The sequence below is a fragment of the Sphingobium sp. CCH11-B1 genome (genome assembly GCF_001556865.1).
Classification (GTDB): Bacteria; Pseudomonadota; Alphaproteobacteria; order Sphingomonadales; family Sphingomonadaceae; genus Sphingobium.
Genome location: NZ_LSJY01000097.1, coordinates 14,260 through 35,530, shown reverse-complemented (window position 1 = coordinate 35,530; position 21,271 = coordinate 14,260). Strand labels below are relative to the sequence as shown.

Genomic DNA, 21,271 nt, shown 5'->3' with positions numbered 1-21,271 from the left:
GCCTCGGCCACGACCTCGCGCAGGATGTGGATGCTCTCGGCCTCCAGCCGCTCCAAATGGGTCAGGGTCTTCGCGTCGATCGCCACCGGCAATCCTCCTAGGGGGTCGAACCATATGCGGTCCTTCCACTAGCGGACCGCGCCTCCGCCAATATGGGGAGCCGCCACATGATGCCAGTCCGGGAGACCCTAGAAATTCTTTCAGGGCTAGTGGCGTCCGTCGCGGGGACCGGACTTCTGCTCGCGGATCATGGCGCGCAGAATTTCCCCCGTTGTCCGCGCAGGTGGCGGCGCATCGACAGGAGGACGCTCCGCGAACCAGTTCAGCGCCTCGCTCTCCGCCGCGGCATAGCCGGCGTTCCAATGATCGTCATGGGCGCGGAAACGCAGGAACGCATTTTCCAGATGGGCGAACAGATCGTCCCGCGCCTTGTCCAGCCGGTATTGCTCGGCCGAAGCCCGGTGGGCGCGCATATGGGCGGCCACCTCCGCGATCCTGTCTTCCGATGCCTCAAGCCCCAGCGCGATCAACAGATTGTGCGCGGCGACCTCATCCACTCCAAACGCAATATCGCCCATATAACCCTCCCAAAGGCAGGCTACATCGACGACCACGCGCTGCAAGCAAAATCCGGGCGGGTCCAGGCGCGATGGGGATTTGGAGCGGGTGAGGGGAATCGAACCCCCGTCGTCAGCTTGGGAAGCTGCTGCTCTACCATTGAGCTACACCCGCCTGAGGTCCAGCGTCCATGGCGCAGACCATGGGCCGCTGTCAACGGCCCTCAATAGGGTGCTTCGGCATCCCTGGGCGGTATCGCGCCGCGTCGCCCGATATTCCATCCGGCCAGCCGGTGCCCCGCCAACGCAGCTTCCCGAACCGACGCACCGGCCAGCCGCGCATGGAGATAGCCGCCGTTGAACGCGTCACCGGCACCACTTGAATCCACGACCGCCAGCGCCTGCGGGATGGGGATGGTCTCTCCGCCCGCGAAACAGCCGTCGCCGCCGAGCTTGACGACGATCTCCCGCCCCTCGCCCGCGCCCCATCGAGCGGCGGCATTGCGCGCGTCGTCCGCCTCCCCCATCTCGACCTCGTCCGCCAATGTCGGCAAGCCGATGTCGCAGCAGGTGATGGCGCGGTCACGCCAACGCCGCGCCGTGGCGGCATCCTCCCACAGACGAGGCCGGTAATTGCCATCGAAGGCGATCCGTCCGCCCTTGTCCCGCACCTGCGCGCACAGGTCCAGCAGCGCCTGGCGCCCCTCGTCCGGCAGGATCGCCAGGGTGATCAACGAGAAATAGAGCAGGTCGGACTTTGCCGCCTCCGCCATCATCGCGGCGCTTTCGGGCAGCGCGAACATGCGCCGCGCTGCCGCCTCGCTGCGCCAATAGTGGAAGCTGCGCTCCCCGCTCGCATCGGTTTCGATGGCATAGAGGCCGGGCAGCCTGTCGCGCGCGGCGATCACCAGGGCGGTGTCCACCCCCTCGGCCTCCCATTGCGCCCGCAGCTGCGCGCTCATCGGATCAGTGCCCAAGGCGCTGGCGAGGCGCACACTGTCCCCCGACCGGGCGAGATGGACGGCGGTGTTGATGACGTCGCCGCCATAGCGCAGGTTCCAGCTATCGCCCTCGCCGCGGCTGAGCTCCAGCATAGCCTCGCCGATGACCGTGATCGTCGCCCTGTCCGCCATGTCCTTTGCCATATCCTTCCGGCCTGCCCGCAAAGCCGGCTTGGTGGGCAGCGCCTGCCTTCAAGTCAAGGCCCAGCCCTTCGCCATCGGCACGGAACGTTCTGCGGGATGTTGCGTTTGCCTTATCGGCGAGGACGCCTCACAGGCGTTTCTAGCGGGGATTACATGAATAGGGCTTCTCTCGACCAGACCAGCAACCGGTTCGAGCTGTTGGTGCAAAGTGTTACCGACTACGCGATCTACATGCTCGATCCCACCGGCTTGGTCATCAGCTGGAACGCTGGCGCGCGGCGGTTCAAGGGCTATGAGGCCGAAGAGATATTGGGCCAGCATTTTTCCCGCTTCTACACGCCGGAGGATCAGGCGGCCGGCATTCCCGCCATCGCGCTGTACACCGCCGAACATGAAGGCCGCTTCGAAGCGGAAGGCTGGCGCGTGCGCAACGACGGGTCCCGCTTCTGGGCCACCGTGGTAATCGATCCGATCCGCGATGCCGACGGCCTGCTGCTGGGTTTTGCCAAGGTGACGCGCGACCTCACCGAGCGCCGCGCCGCGCAGGAAGCCTTGCGCGAGAGCGAAGAACGGTTCCGCATGCTGGTGCAGAGCGTTACCGACTACGCCATCTACATGCTGGATCCGGTCGGCACGATCACCAGCTGGAACCTGGGCGCGGAGCGGTTCAAGGGCTACAAGGCCCATGAGATACTCGGCCAGAATTTCGCCCGTTTCTACAGCGAGGAGGATCGGATCGCCGGCCTTCCGTCCCGCGCGCTGCACACTGCAGCGACCGAAGGCCGGTTCGAGGCGGAAGGCTGGCGCATCCGCAAGGACGGCACGCGTTTCTGGGCGCATGTCGTGCTCGATCCCGTTCGCGACGACGGCGGCCGCCTGATCGGCTTTGCAAAAATCACCCGCGACCTGACTGAACGGATGGAAGCGCAGAAGGCGCTGGACGAAGCGCGCGACGCCATCGTCCAGACGCAGAAGATGGATGCCATCGGCAAGCTGACCGGCGGTGTCGCCCATGATTTCAACAATCTGCTGGCGGTCATCGTCGGCAGCCTCGACCTCGCCCGACAACGGCTCGCCTCCGGTGGCGACATCACGCGCTATCTCGACAATGCCATGACGGCAGCGGAACGGGGTGCGACACTAACGCAGCGGATGCTGGCCTTCGCGCGCAAGCAGGAGCTGAAACTACAGCGCGTCGATTGCGTCGGCCTGGTACGCGGCATGGCGGAACTGCTGCGCACGACCCTGGGCGCGGCGGTCGCCATCGAACCGCGTTTTCCAACCACGCTGCCCGCCGCCCATGCCGACCCGGCCCAACTGGAACTGGCGCTGCTGAACCTTGCAGTCAATGCACGCGACGCGATGCCGAAAGGCGGCAGGATCGTGATCGACGCGGCCGAAGTGGACATCGTCGAATCGCGCCGTCCCGATCTTCAGCCGGGCGCCTATGTCCGCCTGTCGGTGATCGACGAAGGCGAAGGCATGGACGCTGCCACGCTGGAACGGGCGCGCGAGCCTTTCTTCACGACCAAGGGCGTGGGCAAGGGGACCGGCCTTGGCCTGTCGATGGTGCACGGCTTTGCCCAGCAATGCGGAGGATCGCTGACCATCTTCAGCGAAGTGGGCAAGGGGACGACCGTATCGCTATGGCTGCCCGTGGCGGAGCAGGATATCGGCGCGCCGCTGATCGCCCAGCTGGACGAAAATCCACCCGAAACAATACCGCTCGTCATTCTGGCGGTGGACGACGACGATCTGGTGCTGACCAACACCGCAGGGATGCTGGAGGATCTGGGCCACACCGTCTTTCAGGCGTCCTCGGCAGAGGATGCGCTGCGCATCCTGGAGCGGGGCGATGTGGACCTTGTCGTAACGGATCACGCGATGCCGGGCATGACGGGCGCGCAACTGGCCGACGCGATAGAAACGCTGCGGCCCGACCTTCCGGTCATCATCATCACCGGTTTTGCGGAACTGCCACCCCATGCCAGCCGGCGGCCGCGCCTCGACAAGCCGTTTCGCCAGGCGGAACTGGCAACGGTGGTCGCCTGCGCCGGACGCGATGCCGCCGCCCGGCGGCTGTTATCCGCCGCGGACGCGATCCACCCCCATCTTTGACGCCGAGGCGGCAGATCGCGGACGGGATAACGCAGAGATTTTTGAACGTGGCGCTTGCAACGGGAGGAGAGATCGCCTCATTGGGATCCCAACCGCCTTTCCGTTACGCAGCAGGACCGGATGACTCCATCGATCGCGCCGACTCCCAGTTCGCACTTCTACACCTCGTTGCGGACGCGGCTCCACTATCTCGACTGGGGCAACCCTTCCGCGCCGACGCTGATCCTGGTGCATGGCAGCTTCGACCATGCGAGGAGCTGGGACTGGACGGCGCGCGCGCTGGCGCAGGACTATCATGTCATTGCCCCGGACCTGCGCGGCCATGGCGACAGCGGCTGGTCGACGGACGGCGCCTACATGATCGCCAACTTCGTCTATGATCTGGCGCAGCTGGTCGATATTCACGGCCGGTCGCCCGTCATGATCGTGGGTCACTCGCTGGGCGGTTCGGTAAGCCTGCGCTACGCTGGCCTCTACCCTGAAAAGGTGCACCGGATCGTCGCGATCGAGGGACTGGGCCTCGCGCCCGCCCTGCTGAAGGACAAAAAGGAAAAGCCGCTGCCCGACGAGTGGCGGGAGTGGATCGACAAGCGGCGCATGCGAGCAGCAAAGCCGCCTCGCCGTTACCTCACCATCGAAGCCGCGGTCGGGCGCATGCGGGAAAGGAATGAGCATCTATCCGTCGAACAGGCGCTGCACCTGACCACCCACGGCATGAACCGCAACGAGGATGGCAGCTATAGCTGGAAATTCGACCCCTATCTCAACGTCATGGCGCCCCAGGCAGCATCCGACATGGACCTTCTGGCATTCTGGGAACAGATACGCTGCCCCGCGCTGCTGTGCCTGGGCAAGGACAGTTGGGCATCCAATCCGGTGAAGGACGGACGGATCAAGCATTTCCGGGACGCACGGCTGGTCGAGTTCGCCCATGCCGGCCACTGGCTGCACCATGACCAGTTCGACCGGTTCGTGAGCGAGCTACGCGCCTTCCTGGAGGGAGAAAGATTCGACGGCCGATCGGTAGTCCGATCGTAATTGCGCGATGAAATCGGCGGCCGGCTGAACCTTGTCGATGGCGCCGATCCCCTGCCCGCACCCCCATACGTCGCGCCAGGCCTTCTTCTCGCCGCCGGTCATGCTGGCAAAGTCCATGTCCTGCGCTTGCGGCAGCTTATCCGGGTCCAGCCCCGCGGCCACGATGCTGGGGCGCAGATAATTGCCGTGGACGCCGGTGAAAACGTCGGAATAGAGGATGTCGTCCGCATGGCTGTCGACGATCATCTTCTTGTAGGCGGCGTCAGCATTGGCTTCCACCGTCGCGATGAACGGCGATCCCATATAGGCGAGGTCTGCGCCCATCATCCGCGCGGCGGCGATCGAGCGTCCGGTGGCGATCGATCCCGATAGCGCCAACGGTCCGTCGAACCAGCGTCGTATCTCCTGCACCAGCGCGAAGGGCGACAGCGTGCCGGCATGGCCGCCCGCGCCGGCCGCCACTGCGATCAGCCCGTCGGCGCCCTTTTCGATCGCCTTGCGCGCGAAACGGTCGTTGATGACGTCATGCAGAACGATGCCGCCATAGCTGTGGATCGCCTGATTCACATCCTCCCGCGCGCCAAGCGACGTGATGATGATGGGCACCCGGTATCGAACGCAAAGCGCCAGGTCTTCCTCCAGCCGCGCGTTGGACCGGTGGACGATCAGGTTGACCGCGAACGGCGCATCGGCGTCCGTCAGTTCGCCTTGCAACTGTTGCAACCATGCCTCGAACATGCCCGAAGGCCGCGCGTTGAGCGAGGGGAAGGAGCCAACGACGCCCGCCCGGCATTGCGCGATCACCAGTTCCGGCTGCGAGATGATGAACATCGGCGATCCGATCAGGGGCAGCGCCAAACGATCCTTGAGCAAGGCCGGAAGGGTCATGGAACAAGCGTCTCCTCTCTTATGATCCCCGGCGCTAACATCGGCGGGACGCTCGCAAAAGGCCCAATCTTGGTGTATTGATGAATTAACACACTTATGCTATGGAGACATCATCTTCACGGTGATGGGGAGCAGGACAGATGTACAGCGAGAGCGATCTGCAGGATGCCGTAGCGGCGGGGATCATCACCCCGACAGCGGCCCAGGCGTTGCGAGACCATGTGGCGCGGCTGCGCGCCAGCCCCGTGGTGGACGAAGAACATTTTCGCCTGCTCACCGGATTCAACGACATCTTCGTGTCCATCGCCGGCGTCATCCTGCTGGTGGCCGTCGGATGGCTCGGCAACCTGTTGCGATTCGGGGCGCCCGACCACCAGCCGGTCTTCATGTCCGGGCTGCTGGTCGCCGCCGCCAGCTGGGGCCTTGCGGAATTCTTCACCCGGCAGCGGCGGATGGCGCTCCCCTCCATCCTGCTGCTGGCCGGTTTCGTCGGTGGCGTGGGCTTTGCCCTGTTCGCTCTTGCGATGCAGCTATTCCCCCATGCCGGCAACAGCCAGGCATCGCTGATCCTGTCCGGCGCGGCGGCCTGCTCGGCGCTGGCGGCGTGGGTGCACTGGCGGCGCTTCATGGTTCCGATCACCGTCGCGGCGGGATCGGCGGCGGCGGCCGCGGTTCTGGCGGGCCTTGTCATGTCCGTCTTCCCGGAAACCCCGCGTCTTGGCTTTTTGCTGCTGCTCGCTGCCGGGATCGCGATCTTCGCGCTCGCCATGCGGTGGGACATGGGTGATCGCACGCGCACCACGCGCCGGTCCGATGTCGCCTTCTGGCTGCACCTCACCGCCGCCCCGATGATCGCGCACTCGCTTTTCAATCTGCTGGGGGTTCTCAACGGCCAGGAAATCGGACCCGGCCGCGCCCTGCTGGTAATCGCGCTATATATCGCCTTTGGCCTTGTGGCGCTGGCGATCGACCGGCGCGCCCTGCTGGTGTCCAGCCTCGCCTACGTCCTCTTCGCCCTCTACGCCCTGTTCAGGCAGGCCGGCGCGGTGGAACTGTCGTGGGCGCTGACGGCGCTGGTGATCGGTTCGGCGCTGCTGCTGCTATCGGCCTTCTGGCACAATGCCCGGGCGCTGGTCGTCAATGGACTGCCGCCGGCGCTCACCGACCGCCTGCCCTATCTCGACCGGGCGGCGGCCTGACGGGGGCCGCCCTATTCCTCGACGATCCGCATCAGCTTGCGCTCCACGGGCGCAAGCACGCCCTGCAACTCCTGCCCACGCTTCAGCACCTGCCCGCCTTCTCCGACCAGCGCCCACATGCCTTGCCGGTGACGCAGCGCCGGGCGCTTTTCGATCCGATATTCGGGCCGTTCGGCCGTGCGGCGAAAGGCGCTGAACACCGCCGCCTCGCGCCCCATGTCCATCGCATAGTCGCGCCAGTGGCCCGCCGCCACCATGCGCCCGTACAAGTCCATGATCCGCTGCAATTCGATCCGGTCGAACCCGATCTGTCCGGGCGCCGACCCTGGAAACGGCGTCACATTGGTCATCAGGCCCGGCTGCGCTCCTGAGCCACGGGCGCGTCAATCACCGACGAAGGATCCTGACGCTCCGCCAGCAACTGGGACAGCCGTTTCTGCAACTGCTCCACTTCGCATTGCAGCGCTTCCAGCTTCTGCTTTTCGGGGTCGAAGCAATCGGAGCAGGGCGTGCCATAGGGCATGAAGTCCCGCTGATAGGCGGTCACGTCCACCAGCATCGCGCGCGCCGGAATGCCGACCATCGTCGCTGCCTCCGCGACATCCTTGGTCACCACCGCATTGGCGCCGATGCGCGCGCGAGGCCCCACCTCGATCGGGCCCAGCACCTGCGCGCCCGATCCCACGATCACGCCGTCCCGCAAGGTGGGATGGCGCTTGCCCGCGATGCCGTTGGCAGGGTCCGTGCCGCCCAGGGTCACATTCTGGTACAGCGTGACATCGTCGCCGATCTCCGCTGTCTCCCCGATCACGGTGAACCCATGGTCGATGAAGAAGCGCTTGCCGATCTTGGCGCCCGGATGAATGTCGTTGCCGGTCAGGAAGCGCGAGATGTGATTGACCGCGCGCGCCAGGAAGTACAGCCGCGCGCGATAGAGCCGGTGCGCGACGCGGTGGAAGGCAAGCGACCAAACGCCGGGATAAAGCAGGATTTCGGCACGGGAACGGGGCGCAGGATCGCGACTCTTGATCGAATCCAGATAGGCAATGAGGCTGCGCACCATCCCGATGTTCCTGACCGTCCCTAAATCTTGTAGGTCGTGGATATAAGGGATGGGCCAGGATTTTTCCAGACAGCGCGGGAGCGGGGCTTCTGGCATGCAAACAGAAACTTGCTTGGCGCGCCATGTTATTTCAATCTAACCGATAGACAATATCGCGAAGGGGACCGGATGCTCGATACATTGATCGCCAATTTCGGCGACATCTGGCCGTTCATCCTTGTCGGTTTCGGTGCGCAGGTCGTGGATGGCGCGCTGGGCATGGCCTATGGCGTGATATCAAGCACCTTGCTGTTGACGATGGGCGTCCCGCCCAGCCGCGCGTCCGCCAGCGTCCATGTCGCGGAAACCTTCACCACCGGGGTGTCGGCTATCAGCCACATCCTGCACCGCAATGTCGATTGGCGGCTGTTCGCCAAGCTCATCATTCCAGGTGTGATCGGCGGCGTCACCGGGGCCTATGTGCTGTCCAATATCGACGGATCGGTCGTGAAGCCGTTCGTGCAGGCCTATCTCGCCGCCATCGGCATTTACTTGATCTGGCGCGGCTTCCACCTGCCGCCCAAGCAGCGCGATCCCCGCTGGGTCACGCCGCTGGGGCTGGTCGGCGGGTTCATGGATGCGTCCGGCGGCGGGGGATGGGGGCCGATAGTGACGTCCAACCTGCTGCTTCAGGGGTCCAGCCCCCGCCACACCATCGGCACCGTCAACACCGTCGAATTCGTGTTGACCACGTCGATCAGCCTCACCTTCCTTCTGCACCTGGGATGGCAGGCCTTCACCACCTACACCGTCGGCCTGCTGATCGGCGGCGTGGTCGCCGCGCCGTTCGGCGCCATGCTGGCCCGCCGGGTGGCCCCTCGCCTCCTTTTCTCGGCGGTCGGCGTGATCCTGACGATCACGTCGCTGGTGAGCATGGTCAAATGGCTTGGATTTATCGGCTAAACCACTTATATTCGGGCTTCTGATCGAGGGAGCCGATAATGTCCAACTATCTGCCGACGCTCAAGCAGCTGCAATATCTGGTGGCGCTCAAGCAGCACGGCCATTTCGGCAAGGCGGCCGACAGTTGCTTCGTGACGCAATCGACGCTGTCGGCGGGGATCCGCGAACTGGAATCGCTGATCGGCGTGACCCTGGTGGAACGGACCCGGCGGGTGGTGCGCTTCACGGCGCTGGGCGACCGGATCGTCGACAAGGCGCATCGGGTGCTGCGGGAGGCGGAGGAATTGACCGCCATCGCCGAAGCATCCGGCAAGCCGCTGACAGGCGAGCTTCGGATGAGCGTCATCCCAACCATCGCGCCCTTCCTGTTGCCGCGGCTGCTGCCCCGGCTTCGTTCGGACCGGCCCGAACTCAAACTCTATCTGCGCGAGGAAACAACCCAGGCCGCCATCGAATCGCTGCGCCATGGCGCGGTGGATTGCGTTCTCCTGGCTCTTCCCTTCCCCATGGGCGAGGTGGACAGCGAAATCCTGTTCCAGGACAGGCTCTATGTCGCCTTTCCGCGCGACGACCCGAGCGATCCGCCGGAATGGGTCGATCCCGACATGATCGACGAGAGCAAATTGCTGCTGCTCGAGGATGGTCATTGCCTCAAGGACCATGCCCTCGCCGCCTGCAACCGCACGGATCTGCGCGCCAACGCGACGATGATGGGCACCTCGCTCCATACGCTGATCCAGATGGTCGACAACGGGCTTGGCGTCACCATGATCCCGGAAATGGCGATCGCCAGCGGCATATTGGACCATACCAGCATCGCCGCACGCCCGGTCCAGTCGGAACGCTCGTCCCGTGACATCGCGCTCGTCTGGCGACGCAACAGCCCGCGGGAAAAGGAATTTCGCCTGCTCGCCGGCATCCTGCGCGAAGCGGCGGAAGCAAATGGCCGGCTGCCCCAAGCGGCCTAGGGCATTTTGAAGATCACCGTTTACGGTCGACGGCTCGGTCAGTGCGACATCAAGGAAGCAGCGCGTTTTCCCATATCATGAAAAGGCTCTAGCCGTTCCAGCCCTTCGCTTTCGCCTCGTCCTCGGCCCGCGCCGCCACCCAGGTGGTGGCCCCTCCCGCGAAATGCTCCTTCTTCCAGAAGGGCGCTTCCGATTTCAGCCAGTCGATCAGGAAGGCGCAGCTTTCCAGCGCCGCCGTGCGGTGGCGGGACGCCGTGCCGACGAACACGATGCGCGCGCCGACCTCCAGCCGGCCATGGCGGTGAATGACGCTGACTCCCAGCAGGGGCCAGCGCGCCAACGCCTCGTCGACGATGCGACCGACCTGCGCCTGCGTCATCGCCGGATAATGTTCCAGTTCCAGCGCTATCAGGCCGCCCTCGCCGCGCACCACGCCCGTAAAGCTCGCCACGCCGCCTCCGCCCAGCGCCTCCAGCGCGGCAAGTTCGGCACCGACGTCGAAATCGTCGGTCTGGACGGCCACGCGCTTCATCCTCCGGTGACCGGAGGGAAGAGCGCGACCTCGCGCGCGTCGCCGATCGGACTGTCCATCGGCACGAACCGCTGGTCGATCGCGGCGCGAAGCCGGCTGCTGTCGCCCAGCGCCTCGGCATATCCGCCGCCGCGCGCGGCGAGCAGCGCGATCAGCGCCTCCACCGTCGCCCCCGGTCCCGGCCGCTCGACCTGCTCCTCGTCGCGGCCGATCGCTTCGCGAACCCAGGCAAAATAGACGATCTTCAGCATCGCTCAGTCCATATGGCTGATGCCGACGCGCAGATAATCCCAGCCGGTGATCAGCGTCAGGATCGCCGCCGCCCACAGCGTCGCGATGCCGACCATCTGCACGAAGGGGAATTGCGGCACCGCCCCCGCCAGGATCAGCGCGCCCAGCGCAATGATCTGGAACGTCGTCTTCCACTTGGCGAGCCGCGACACCGGCACGGACACCTGCAGCCCGGCCAGGAATTCGCGCAGGCCCGACACGGCGATTTCCCGCACCAGGATGATCATCGCGGCGATCAGGTGAAGCCCGACGATGTCGCGCGTCGCCGCCAGCATCAGGATCACCGCGCCCACCATGATCTTGTCGGCAATGGGATCGAGGAACACGCCCAGTTTCGACACCGTACCCTGCGCACGCGCCAGATAGCCGTCGAAATAGTCGGTGACGCCCATCAGGCAATACAGGCCGAACGCCAGCGCATAGCCAGTGGTCCAGCGCGCGCCGAGACCGACACCGGCGACTTCGTCCGGCCAGAGCAGGGCGACCAGCAACGGCACGGTCAGGATGCGCGAAAGCGTCAGCAAGTTGGGCAGCGTCAGCATCGCTGCCGACTGCCACAGTCCGAAGCGTCGCACAAGCGACGCGATCGAGCCTTGCGCCTGCCAGCGCTTCGCATTGGACAGGGCCGCCGCCAGCGGCTAGACCCCGGCCCGGTCGCTAACGGGAAAGAAGACTCCCTCATCCATGCAAGCCTCTCTCAGGCTCTTGAACAAGCGCCGCTTCCTGCCGCTTTTCATCACCCAGCTGCTGGGCGCGTTCAACGACAACCTGTTCAAGAACGCGATGGTGCTGTTCGTCGTCTATCAAGTCTATAATGACGAAAGGTCGGAGACATGGTTCTCCGCGCTGGCGACCGGGCTGTTCATCCTGCCCTTCTTCCTCCTGTCCGCCCTGTCGGGACAATTGGCGGACCAGCGCGACAAGGCGACGATCATCCGCTGGGTGAAAGCGGCCGAAATCCTCATCATGGCGGTCGGAGCGGCGGGGCTTGCGCTGATCTGGAGCGGCATCGCGGTCCACAGCATCGCCATTCCGCTGCTGTTGGCCGCGTTGTTCGCGATGGGCATCCATTCGACCTTCTTCGGCCCGATCAAATATGCGATCCTGCCGCAGCATCTCCACGATGACGAGGTGCTGGGCGGCACCGGCCTTGTGGAGGCGGGCACCTATATCGCGATCCTTGCCGGCACCATCCTGGCCGGCCTCATCCCGGTGCAGGCGGCGGCGGTCGGCATCGTGGTGACAGCGCTGATCGGCTATGTCGCCGGCCGGAAGGTGCCGCCCGCCCCCTCGCTGCTGGAGCAGCAGCCGATCGATTTCCATATCATCCGCTCGTCCGTCTCGCTGGTGCGCGGGACGATGCACATACGCCGGCTCTTCCTGGCGATCATGTCGATCAGCCTCTTCTGGGCGGTCGGCTCGATCCTGTTCATCCAGTTCCCGCCGCTGGTGAAGAATGTCCTGACCGCCGACAAGCCGGTGGCGAGCCTGTTCCTCGCCATATTCTCGATCGGCATCGCCATCGGGTCGATCGCCATCAACCGGCTGCTCCAGGGGCATGTCTCGGCCAAATATGCGCCCGCGTCCGTGATCGGCATGGGCGCGTGCATCGTCGCGTTTCATGTCGTGTGCGACCTTTGGACGCCGGCGCCCGACGGACAGATGCTGTCGCTGGGCGATTTCCTGGCCCACCCGCTCGCCATTCCGCTGTCATTGTGCCTGTTGGGCGTTGCGACCTTTGGCGGCATGTTCGTGGTGCCGCTCTACGCTTTCCTCACCACCACCGTCGAAAAATGCGAGGCGGCGCGCACCGTCGCGGCCAACAATATCGTCAATTCCGGCGCGATGGTGGCCGGGTCGCTATGCGCGATCGGCCTCAGCATCGCGGGCGTTTCGGTGGTGATGCAATTGCTGCTGGTCGCCGTGCTCTCCCTCCCCTGCGCTGCGATGGCGTGGAAACTGCACAAGGCTTGCGACGGCCCGCTTTGCCGGGACGCCTAGAAAATGAAGCTGTAGAAGGCCGTGAAGAAGGCGGCGAAGCTCAACCCGAACAATTTCCAGTCATTGTCGTCATCGACGGGGCGGCGGCGAGCGGCCGGTCCCTGCGCCACGCGCAGCACGTGCGCAGGCAGCCGCTGGCGGAACGGGTGGCGGGCCGATTCGGTGGTGAGGACGAGCGGTCGGTTTCGCATGACGATGGTGTTAACGGATTATTTACCAATACCGCCACCGGCGATTTGTGATTAATTCCGCCCTGTCCCGGCGCGGGACAGACTTGACTGTATGATGTGAATAATACAGTATGATTGAACCGATGCACGATCCTGTCGCCGAGCCCGTCATTTCCGACCCGCGCGCCTTTGGCGAAGGGCCGCCCAGCGCCTTCGCACGGCCCACCCCCTGGCGTCGGCGGCTTCAGATTTTCGGCTGGATCGTCGCGGCCGGGCTGGCCCTGCTGATGATCCTCATCGCCTGGCTGGCGGTGACGGCGCCCCTGTCCCGGTCGCTCAAGCCCATCGCCCCGCCCAGCATATCCCTCATGTCGGCGGATGGGCATCTCATCGCCCGACGCGGCGCTGTGATCGACCGGCCTGTTACCGTCGGGGAACTTCCCGCCCATGTGCCGCAAGCCTTCATGGCGATCGAGGATCGCCGCTTCCAGAGCCATTGGGGCGTCGATCCGCGCGGCATCGCCCGCGCCATGTGGCACAATCTCTGGTCCGATGGCGCGTCGCAGGGCGGCAGCACCATCACCCAGCAATTGGCAAAGGGCGTGTTCCTCTCCAGCGACCGCACCTTCGGCCGCAAGGCGCGGGAAGCACTCATCGCGCTCTGGCTGGAAGTCTGGCTGACCAAGGACCAGATCATGGAGCGTTACCTTTCCAACGTCTATTTCGGCGACAATGTCTATGGCCTGCGCGCGGCCGCCCGCCATTATTTCAACCGCTCGCCCGACCGGCTCACCATCCCGCAGGCAGCGATGCTGGCCGGGCTGCTGAAGGCGCCCTCCCGCCTGGCGCCCACCACCAATCTGAAGGGCGCGCGCGCCCGCGCGGCGCTGGTGACGCAGGCGATGGTCGATGCGGGCTATATCAGCCAGGCGGAACGCAACGCCCTGTCCCCTGCGCGCCTCAACGTGCACGAAGAGGCCGACCCCACCAGCGGCACCTATTTCGCCGACTGGGTGCTGCCGCAGGCGCGCGACCGGGCCGGCGCGGTCTATGGCGAGCAGGAGATCGCGACCACGCTCGACTGGCGCATCCAGCGCCTGGCCGAAGCGGCGGTACGCCGCGCGCCGCTGGGGCAGGCGCAGGCCGCACTGGTGGCGATGAAGCCCGACGGCAGCGTGGTCGCCATGGTCGGTGGCAAAAATTACGCCAGGAGCAGCTTCAATCGCGCGGTCCAGGCGAAGCGGCAGCCCGGTTCGACGTTCAAGCTGTTCGTCTATCTCGCCGCCTTCCGCGCGGGGATGTCGCCCGACGACATGATCGAGGACACGCCGATCACCACCGGCACCTACCGCCCGGCCAATCATGGCGGAAAATATCGCGGCCGCATCACCCTGCGCCAGGCGTTTGCCGCCTCCAGCAACGTGGCGGCGGTGCGCCTGACGCAGAAGGTCGGCGTCGACAATGTCATAAAGGTGGCCCGCGACCTGGGCGTCACCGCGCCGCTGACGGAGGATCTGAGCCTGGCGCTCGGGACGTCGGAAATACCGCTCATCGAACTGGCCGAGGCCTATGCGGCGGTCGCGGCGGGCAGCTACCCCGTCATGGCGCACGGCCTGCCGCCCGAGGAGCAGGGCTGGTTCGAGCGTCTGATGCAGCGGCAGCGGCGTTTCAGCGAGGACCAGCTGGAGATGATCCGCGACCTCCTTTCCTCTGCCGCCAATCGCGGCACTGGCAGCGCGGCGGCGCTGCGCACCAGCACCTTCGGCAAGACGGGCACGACGCAGGACAGCCGCGACGCCATCTTCGTCGGCTATGCCGGCGGCCTCGTCACGGCGGTCTGGATCGGCAATGACGACAACGCTCCCCTTCCCGGCGGCGCGGCGGGCGGCGGCGTGCCCGCACGCATCTGGCGCAATTTCATGAGCGGTGCGATCAACGAGCCGGTCGAGGACACGTCCGATGCGGAGCAGGATCCCGATCTGGTCAACGCAATCGCCAACATCGCGGTCGAAAGCGGCATCGGCAATGTCGGCGTTGGGGTCGATGAAAACGGCATGACGCTGAATATCGGCCCGAATCAGATTCGCCTGCCGGTGGATCGGCCCGCTCCGCCGCCGCCGCAGGGCGCGCCGCCGCCTATCGTTCCCACCCAGCCCGAAGAGAGCGACGGGCAACCCTGATCGCCGCTTTCCAGGGACCTTGCTGGTTAACATCCGATAAGGGTCATGTTCCTCATCTTGCCGGGAAATTTGCGACGATCCGATTTTACGTGCCCCTGCTTTCAATGATATAGAGGGAGCGGTTCGCACGTCATGAAGGTTCGCCCATGGGTGAAAAGGTCGAAGGCGGTTACGGCTCCGAACAGAAGGCGCTGGCCGCGCGGTGGAGCCTCGCCGCAGAGGCGATGGAGGCTCTCGCCGGCGCGCGGTCGGTGGACGCGATCATATCGGTCCTTCGCGCTTTTGCCCGCCGCGCGGTGGGCGCGGACGGGATCGCCATCGTCCTGCGTGACGACGACAAATGCCATTATATCGCGGAGGACGCGATGGAGCCGCTCTGGGCGGGCCAGCGCTTTCCGATGCAGCGCTGCGTATCCGGCTGGGCGATGCAGAACCACGAGACAGTCGTCATCCCCGATGTATTCATGGACGCCCGCGTGCCCGTGGACGCCTATCGCCGCACCTTCGTCCGCAGCATGATCATGGTGCCGATCGGCCGGCCGGACCCGATCGCCGCCGTCGGGGCCTACTGGTCCGAAGCAGCCGAACCCACGGACAATCAGGTTGCCCTGCTTGAGGCCCTGGCCAGGGCTGCTTCCACCGCGCTGGAAAATGGCCGGCTTTTCGCTTCGCTCGAAACGCTCAACGATCAGCTCGATCGGCGCGTCCGCGACCGGACGAAGGAATTGCAGCGCTCGCAGGATACGCTGCGCCAGATCCAGAAGATGGAAATCATGGGCCAGCTGACGGGGCATGTCGCGCATGATTTCAACAATCTGCTGACCCCGATCATCGGCGGCCTCGACCTCATCCTGTCGGGCCGCGTGCCTGATCGGCTGGAACGCACCGCGGCGATGGCGATGCAGGCCGCCGAAACGGCGCAGACGCTCGTACAGCGTCTGTTGACCTTCGCCCGCCGCCAACCGTTGCAGCCCACCGCCGTCGACCTGCGCGCGCTTGTCGCGGGCATGCAGGCGCTGCTGGTCAGCACACTCGGGCCGCGCATCGACCTGTCCATCGACCTGCCCGACGATATGCCGCCGGTCCGCGCGGACGCGCACCAGCTCGAACTGGCGATCATCAACCTGGCGGTCAACAGCCGCGACGCCATGCCGGAGGGGGGACAGCTCACCCTGTCGGCGGAGCTGCGCAGCGAAGGGTTCCCGGACCCGCTGCCCGCGCGCCGCTATGTCTGCCTGACGGTCGCGGACACAGGCGTCGGCATGAACGACCGGGTGAAGGCCGCCGCGATCGAGCCATTCTTCACCACAAAGCCCGCAGGGCAAGGCACTGGCCTTGGCCTGTCGATGGCCCACGGCCTCGTCGGCCAGCTTGGCGGCGCACTCGAAATCGACAGCGCGCCCGGCATGGGCACCCAGGTCCAGATCTGGTTGCCGGTCGAACAGCGCAAGCAGCCCGATGGCGACAGCGTGTCCATTGATGCGGTCGACGGGAAAGCGCAGGGCAAGGTTTTGCTGGTCGACGACAACGGGCTGGTGCGCAACAGCACGCGCGAAATGCTGATCGACATGGGCTATGAAGTGATCGACATAGACCATGCCGAACTGGCGATCTCCATGATCGAGGCGGGCTACGCCCCGGATATCGTCATCACCGATCATGTAATGCCCGGCATGACCGGCGCGGAATTGGCGCTGCGCCTGCGGACGGATCATCCGGGCGTCGCGCTGCTCATCATCTCGGGCTATCAGGGCATTGACCTGATCGCCCCGGATGTGGTGCGCCTGTCCAAGCCGTTCCGCCGCGCGCATCTTCAGGCCAGCATCGCCGCCGCGCGGGCGCAGGTCAGCTAAGGGCAGCGGCTGCGCGCGACAGCGCGTCGGGACGGCGCGGCTAGACTGCCTGCCCAGCCGCCCATCCGCTGGCCCATGCCCATTGGAAATTATAGCCGCCCAACCATCCGGTGACGTCGACGGCTTCTCCGATGGCGTAAAGACCGGGCGTTTTCGCGGCCTCCATCGTGCGGGAAGACAGGCCCGCCGTGGCGATGCCGCCCACCGTCACTTCCGCCTTGGCATAGCCTTCGGTGCCCGATGGCGTGAACGGCCAGGCCGCGATCTGCATTTCCATGCGCCTCAGCACCTTGTCGCTATGTGCGCCAAGCTCGCCCTGCCGCTCCAGCCGGGAAAGAAGCGCGTCGGCCAGCCGTTCCGGCAGCGCCTCCCCCAGCAGCTTGCGCAGCGTCATCCGCGGCCGCTGCCGCTTCGCTTCGATCAACCAGTCCGCGGACCGATCCGGCAGAAAATCGACGGAGATCGCCGTTCGATGCTGCCAATAGCTGCTGATCTGCAGCATCGCCGGCCCCGAAAGCCCTCGATGCGTGAACAGCGCCGCCTCGCGGAAGCGCGTCTTGCCCCACTGCACCTCGACATCGGCCGACACGCCGGACAGCGACTGGAACAGCGCCTCCTCCGGCCCGAGGGTGAAGGGCACCAGCGCGGGGCGCGGCTGCACGATCGAAAGGCCGAACCTGCGCGCCACATCGTAGGCAAAGCCGGTCGCGCCCAGCTTCGGAATGGACGGGCCGCCGGTCGCCAGCACCAGCGCCGGGGCGCGATGCTCCCTGTCGCCCAGCCTGACGCGATACAGGCCATCGCCATGATCGATGTCGGTGACGGACTGGCCGAGCGCCATTGTCACCCCGCCCCTGTCGCATTCCTCGACCAGCATCGCCACGATCTGCCTTGCCGATCCGTCGCAGAAAAGCTGTCCCAGCGTCTTTTCATGCCAGGCGATGCCATAGCGCTCCACCAGCGCCAGAAAGTCCTGCGCGCGATAGCGACCGAGCGCCGACTTGGCGAAATGCGGGTTGGCGGACAGGTAACGGTCGGGCGCGGTGTGAAGGTTGGTGAAGTTGCACCGCCCGCCGCCGGAAATCAGGATTTTCTTGCCCGGCGCGTCGGCATGGTCGGCCAGCAGTACGCGCCGCCCCCTTTGTCCCGCCACCGCCGCGCACATCATGCCCGCCGCGCCCGCGCCCAGGACGATGACGTCATGATCGCTCATCGGTGCGCCCGCTTCATCCGCCCCAGCGCTTCGTCCAGCGCCGACAGGAAGCGCGAACGGTCCGTTTTGGTGAAAGGCGGCGGCCCTCCCACGGCGTCTCCGATCGCTCCGGCGCGCAAGTCCGCCATGATCGCGCGCGTCGCCACCGCCGCGCCGATGGAGCTTGTCGTAAAGGGTTTGCCGTTGGGGGCGATCACCACCGCGCCGGCCTTCAGACAACGGTCCGCCAGCAATATGTCCGCCGTGATGCAGATGCTGCGCGTGTCGGCCCGCTCCGCGATCCAGTCATCCGCCGCGTCAAAGCCGTCGCTCACCACCACCCGCTCGATCAGGGGATGGGCGGGCACGCGGATGACGCTGTTGCTGACGATCGACACCGGAACCTCGTGCCGCCACGCGACCTTGTAGATTTCCTCCTTCACGGGGCAGGCGTCGGCGTCGACCAATATGCGCATGCGCCGCCGATAGGCCGCGCGGCGCCATGAAACAAGGATGGCCCCGCTTATTTCGCGTCGGGGCAATCGCCGCCTTCACCCCACGTCCATACTGTCCTACATGGACCAGCATGAGCGCCCCCCTCTACAACAAGGACATATTGCGGCTCGCCGCCAGCATTCCGCATCACCAGCGCCTGCCCGATCCGCAGGCAAGCGTGGAGAAGCGGTCGCCCACCTGCGGCTCGCGCGTCACCGCCGACGTCCGCATGGCGGACGGAAGGCTGGCGGACATGGGGCTGGACGTGAAGGCCTGCGCCTTGGGTCAGGCGTCCGCCGCCCTGATGGCCGGCCATGCGATCGGCCTGTCGGCGCAGGAACTGGCGGAGGCGCGCGACAGGCTGACGGCCTATCTGGCGGGAAAAAGCGACGATCTCGATTTCTGGCCCGGCCTTGCCGTGCTTGCGCCGGCGCGCGGCTATCCCGCCCGCCATGCGTCCATCCGGCTTGGGTTCGAGGCCATCGCGGAAGCCGCACGGATGGCGGACGCCTGATGGAAGCCCATAACGCCGTCAGCGCCACCGAAATCCTGCTGAACGAAGGCGTCATCCTGCTGGGCGTCGGCCTTTTCTTCGTCATCCTCTTCCGCCGCTTCGGCCTGGGCGCGGTGCTCGGATATCTTGTCGCCGGCGCGCTGGTCGGGCCCCAGGGGCTTGGCCTTGTCGGCGGCGCGGAATCGAAACTCGCCATCGCGGAAATCGGCATTGTGCTGCTGCTCTTCCTCGTCGGCCTCGAACTGCATCCGGCGCGCCTTTGGCGGCTCAAGCGCGACATTTTCGCGCTGGGCCTGGCGCAGGTCGTGACCTGCGGCTGCGTGTTGACGGCCGTCATCTTCTATACGACCGGCTTCACCTGGGGCGCGGCCATCGCGCTGGGGCTGCCCCTGGCGCTGTCTTCCACCGCGCAGGTTCTCCCCAGCCTCAAGTCCAGCGGCCGCATCAACTCGCCCTTCGGTGAGAAGGTGTTTTCCATCCTGCTCTTCCAGGATCTCTCGATCGTCCCGCTCATCACCATCATCGCCGCGCTGTCGCGCAATCCGGCCGATGCGGGCGGTCCGCCGGGATGGATGATGGCCGCCTACACCGTCGCCGCCATCGCCGGACTCGTGCTGGCTGGCCGCTTCGTGCTGCGGCCGCTGCTGGCGCTGGTCGGCCGGCTGGACGAGCGCGAGCTGTTCGTCGCGGTCGGCCTGTTTACGGTCCTTGCGGCCGCCGCGCTGATGCATGCGCTTCACCTTTCCACGGCGCTCGGCGCGTTCGTCGCAGGCGTGATGCTCGCGGACTCGCCCTACCGGCATGAGATCGAAGCGGACGTGGAGCCATTCCGCTCGGTCCTCCTCGGCCTCTTCTTCCTGGCCGTCGGCATGGTGCTGGACCTGCGCACGGTGGCCGCCAATCCGTTGTTCGTCCTTTCCATGGCGGCAATCCTGGTTGCGACCAAGGCCGCGCTGATTTCGGGCCTCGCCCGCCTGTTCGGCATGCCGGGGCAGCAGGCGCTGGGCGCGGGCCTGCTGCTCAGCCAGGGCGGCGAATTCGGCTTCGTCCTCTTCGCCCAGGCGCAGAACGCGCTGCTGATAGCGCCGGAGGCCGCCAGCCTGTTCAGCGCCATCGTCACCTTCTCGATGGCGACCACGCCTTTCCTGATGCTCCTCGCCCGGCGCTTCGAATTCGCGAAGCCAAAGGAAGGCGACAAGCCGGCAGGGCCCGAGGACGCGCCGCGCGGCTCCGCCATCATCGTGGGCTATGGCCGCTTCGGCCAGACCGTCGCGCAGATGCTGATGGGCCACGGCTTCGGCGTCGTCCTGATCGACAAGAAACCCGCCCAGATCGAAGTATCCAGCCGCTTCGACATGAAGGTCTATTATGGGGACGGCACCCGCATCGACCTTCTTCGCCGTGCAGGCGCGGACGAAGCGCGACTCATCGCCTTCTGCATCGATGACGCCTCGCTCGACCGGCGGACCCTGGAGCCGATTGCAGAGGCTTTTCCCCAGGCCGCGCTGATGGTCCGCGCCTTCGACCGGCGTCAGGTGATGGAACTGCAGGGCATGGAGCTGGCCGGGGTGGTGCGCGAAGTCTATGAATCGGCGATCTGCATGGGGGTTCGGGCGATGGAAGCGCTGGGCGTTCCACCTGAGGAAGCGGAAGAGGTGGAGCGGCAATATCGGAACAATGACGATCAGCGGATGGCGCTCCAGATCGAACATGGCAACCTGTTCGCCGCCAAGCATCTCATGTACCGGCCAGGCAAGGGGATGCGGCTGTTGAGCCGTGGCGACGGAGAGAAAGGATGATCGCGGTTCTGGCATGCCTGTCGGCGGCGCTCGCCATCGGTGCAGGGGCGTTCGGCGCCCATGGCGTCACCGATCCCAAGGCGGCGGAGTGGTTGCGCACCGGTGGCCTTTACCAACTGATCCACGCCGTGGCCGCGCTGGCGATCGTCGGTCCCGCGCGCGGGGCTGCCGCGCTGATGCTGGCGGGCGCGGCAATCTTCGCCATCAGCCTCTATGCCATGGCTCTGGGCGGCCCCCGCTGGCTGGGCGCCGTCACGCCGGTGGGCGGCACGCTGATGATCGCAGCATGGCTCTGGGCCGCGTGGCGCTTTGCGGGCCGATAGCGG

22 protein-coding genes and 1 tRNA gene are annotated in these 21,271 nt (G+C 65.8%); 11 read left to right on the top strand and 12 right to left on the bottom strand.

The features are described 5' to 3' along the window. Window positions 1–206 precede the first annotated feature (206 nt). The 3 genes from AX724_RS23355 to AX724_RS10730 all read right to left on the bottom strand — a co-directional run bounded on the left by AX724_RS23355 (window position 207) and on the right by AX724_RS10730 (window position 1,690). Window positions 207–578 carry a hypothetical protein gene (locus tag AX724_RS23355; RefSeq protein WP_156448054.1) on the bottom strand — a complete coding sequence of 124 codons (372 nt, stop codon included), beginning with the start codon at window positions 576–578 and terminating at the stop codon, window positions 207–209. An 80-nt stretch (window positions 579–658) separates the two neighbouring features. Next, window positions 659–732 (bottom strand) — tRNA-Gly (locus tag AX724_RS10735). Between the two features lie 49 nt (window positions 733–781). Continuing rightward, window positions 782–1,690, bottom strand: a complete 909-nt coding sequence (locus AX724_RS10730; protein WP_066766140.1) for a sugar kinase — start codon at window positions 1,688–1,690, stop codon at window positions 782–784. A gap of 165 nt (window positions 1,691–1,855) precedes the next feature. On the opposite strand from AX724_RS10730, the gene AX724_RS10725 reads away from it, so the two are divergent. Both AX724_RS10725 and AX724_RS10720 read left to right on the top strand, forming a co-directional pair. Next, the gene (locus tag AX724_RS10725; RefSeq protein ID WP_066766121.1) at window positions 1,856–3,820 is read left to right on the top strand and encodes a hybrid sensor histidine kinase/response regulator; all 1,965 of its coding nucleotides are present in this window, start codon (window positions 1,856–1,858) and stop codon (window positions 3,818–3,820) included. Between the two features lie 120 nt (window positions 3,821–3,940). Beyond that, window positions 3,941–4,858 carry an alpha/beta fold hydrolase gene (locus AX724_RS10720; RefSeq protein ID WP_066766117.1) on the top strand — a complete coding sequence of 306 codons (918 nt, stop codon included), beginning with the start codon at window positions 3,941–3,943 and terminating at the stop codon, window positions 4,856–4,858. On the opposite strand, the gene AX724_RS10715 is transcribed toward AX724_RS10720, so the two are convergent. Next, the gene (locus AX724_RS10715; protein WP_066766115.1) at window positions 4,802–5,746 is read right to left on the bottom strand and encodes an NAD(P)H-dependent flavin oxidoreductase; all 945 of its coding nucleotides are present in this window, start codon (window positions 5,744–5,746) and stop codon (window positions 4,802–4,804) included. The two genes, AX724_RS10720 and AX724_RS10715, sit on opposite strands and share 57 nt — an antisense overlap. 140 nt (window positions 5,747–5,886) lie before the next feature. Here AX724_RS10715 and AX724_RS10710 point away from each other — a divergent pair, with 140 nt between their 5' ends. Then, on the top strand, window positions 5,887–6,945 hold the full coding sequence (locus AX724_RS10710) for a hypothetical protein (RefSeq protein ID WP_066766113.1): 1,059 nt from the start codon (window positions 5,887–5,889) through the stop codon (window positions 6,943–6,945). An 11-nt stretch (window positions 6,946–6,956) separates the two neighbouring features. Here the strand turns inward: AX724_RS10710 and AX724_RS10705 are convergent, their stop codons facing one another. Together AX724_RS10705 and epsC are read right to left on the bottom strand one after the other, a co-directional pair. Continuing rightward, window positions 6,957–7,295: a DUF2794 domain-containing protein gene (locus tag AX724_RS10705; RefSeq protein ID WP_066766111.1), complete on the bottom strand. Its 339-nt coding sequence runs from the start codon at window positions 7,293–7,295 to the stop codon at window positions 6,957–6,959. Then, entirely contained in the window at window positions 7,295–8,008 is a 714-nt protein-coding gene (gene epsC, locus AX724_RS10700) for a serine O-acetyltransferase EpsC (protein ID WP_066766110.1), read from the bottom strand. The genes AX724_RS10705 and epsC overlap by 1 nt, the downstream gene beginning before the upstream one ends. Before the next feature lie 168 nt (window positions 8,009–8,176). Here epsC and AX724_RS10695 point away from each other — a divergent pair, with 168 nt between their 5' ends. Together AX724_RS10695 and AX724_RS10690 are read left to right on the top strand one after the other, a co-directional pair. Next, window positions 8,177–8,950 (top strand): sulfite exporter TauE/SafE family protein, encoded by a 774-nt coding sequence (locus tag AX724_RS10695; protein ID WP_066766109.1) that lies wholly within the window; start codon window positions 8,177–8,179, stop codon window positions 8,948–8,950. A gap of 38 nt (window positions 8,951–8,988) precedes the next feature. Beyond that, complete coding sequence (locus AX724_RS10690; RefSeq protein ID WP_066766108.1) at window positions 8,989–9,918, top strand: hydrogen peroxide-inducible genes activator; 930 nt, start codon at window positions 8,989–8,991, stop codon at window positions 9,916–9,918. Between the two features lie 88 nt (window positions 9,919–10,006). Here AX724_RS10690 and AX724_RS10685 read toward each other — a convergent pair whose 3' ends face one another. The 3 genes from AX724_RS10685 to pgsA are packed head-to-tail and all read right to left on the bottom strand — an operon-like array spanning window position 10,007 to window position 11,283. Continuing rightward, window positions 10,007–10,450, bottom strand: a complete 444-nt coding sequence (locus tag AX724_RS10685) for a molybdenum cofactor biosynthesis protein MoaE (RefSeq protein ID WP_066766106.1) — start codon at window positions 10,448–10,450, stop codon at window positions 10,007–10,009. Next, window positions 10,447–10,701, bottom strand: coding sequence for a molybdopterin converting factor subunit 1 (gene moaD / locus AX724_RS10680; protein WP_066766104.1), 255 nt, complete (start codon window positions 10,699–10,701; stop codon window positions 10,447–10,449). The genes AX724_RS10685 and moaD overlap by 4 nt, the downstream gene beginning before the upstream one ends. 3 nt (window positions 10,702–10,704) lie before the next feature. Further along, the gene (pgsA, locus tag AX724_RS10675) at window positions 10,705–11,283 is read right to left on the bottom strand and encodes a CDP-diacylglycerol--glycerol-3-phosphate 3-phosphatidyltransferase (protein ID WP_066766138.1); all 579 of its coding nucleotides are present in this window, start codon (window positions 11,281–11,283) and stop codon (window positions 10,705–10,707) included. Between the two features lie 142 nt (window positions 11,284–11,425). Here pgsA and AX724_RS10670 point away from each other — a divergent pair, with 142 nt between their 5' ends. Continuing rightward, window positions 11,426–12,742, top strand: coding sequence for an MFS transporter (locus AX724_RS10670; RefSeq protein WP_066766103.1), 1,317 nt, complete (start codon window positions 11,426–11,428; stop codon window positions 12,740–12,742). Here the strand turns inward: AX724_RS10670 and AX724_RS10665 are convergent. Then, a complete protein-coding gene (locus AX724_RS10665) occupies window positions 12,739–12,933 on the bottom strand; it encodes a hypothetical protein (protein ID WP_066766101.1) in 195 nt (64 codons plus the stop codon). The two genes, AX724_RS10670 and AX724_RS10665, sit on opposite strands and share 4 nt — an antisense overlap. A 110-nt stretch (window positions 12,934–13,043) precedes the next feature. On the opposite strand from AX724_RS10665, the gene AX724_RS10660 reads away from it, so the two are divergent. Then, complete coding sequence (locus AX724_RS10660; protein WP_066766099.1) at window positions 13,044–15,092, top strand: transglycosylase domain-containing protein; 2,049 nt, start codon at window positions 13,044–13,046, stop codon at window positions 15,090–15,092. Between the two features lie 146 nt (window positions 15,093–15,238). Continuing rightward, entirely contained in the window at window positions 15,239–16,945 is a 1,707-nt protein-coding gene (locus AX724_RS10655; protein ID WP_066766096.1) for an ATP-binding protein, read from the top strand. 40 nt (window positions 16,946–16,985) lie between these two features. Here the strand turns inward: AX724_RS10655 and AX724_RS10650 are convergent, their stop codons facing one another. Both AX724_RS10650 and AX724_RS10645 read right to left on the bottom strand, forming a co-directional pair. After that, the gene (locus AX724_RS10650) at window positions 16,986–18,158 is read right to left on the bottom strand and encodes an NAD(P)/FAD-dependent oxidoreductase (protein WP_066766094.1); all 1,173 of its coding nucleotides are present in this window, start codon (window positions 18,156–18,158) and stop codon (window positions 16,986–16,988) included. Continuing rightward, window positions 18,155–18,613: a YaiI/YqxD family protein gene (locus AX724_RS10645; RefSeq protein WP_066766131.1), complete on the bottom strand. Its 459-nt coding sequence runs from the start codon at window positions 18,611–18,613 to the stop codon at window positions 18,155–18,157. Before AX724_RS10645 ends, AX724_RS10650 begins: the two co-directional genes overlap by 4 nt. 110 nt (window positions 18,614–18,723) lie before the next feature. Between AX724_RS10645 and AX724_RS10640 the strand changes: the two genes are divergently transcribed. The 3 genes from AX724_RS10640 to AX724_RS10630 are packed head-to-tail and all read left to right on the top strand — an operon-like array spanning window position 18,724 to window position 21,268. Further along, the gene (locus AX724_RS10640) at window positions 18,724–19,146 is read left to right on the top strand and encodes an iron-sulfur cluster assembly scaffold protein (RefSeq protein ID WP_066766092.1); all 423 of its coding nucleotides are present in this window, start codon (window positions 18,724–18,726) and stop codon (window positions 19,144–19,146) included. Continuing rightward, complete coding sequence (locus AX724_RS10635) at window positions 19,146–20,945, top strand: monovalent cation:proton antiporter-2 (CPA2) family protein (RefSeq protein ID WP_066766091.1); 1,800 nt, start codon at window positions 19,146–19,148, stop codon at window positions 20,943–20,945. The genes AX724_RS10640 and AX724_RS10635 overlap by 1 nt, the downstream gene beginning before the upstream one ends. Next, window positions 20,942–21,268, top strand: coding sequence for a DUF423 domain-containing protein (locus AX724_RS10630; RefSeq protein WP_066766090.1), 327 nt, complete (start codon window positions 20,942–20,944; stop codon window positions 21,266–21,268). Before AX724_RS10635 ends, AX724_RS10630 begins: the two co-directional genes overlap by 4 nt. Window positions 21,269–21,271: the final 3 nt, after the last annotated feature.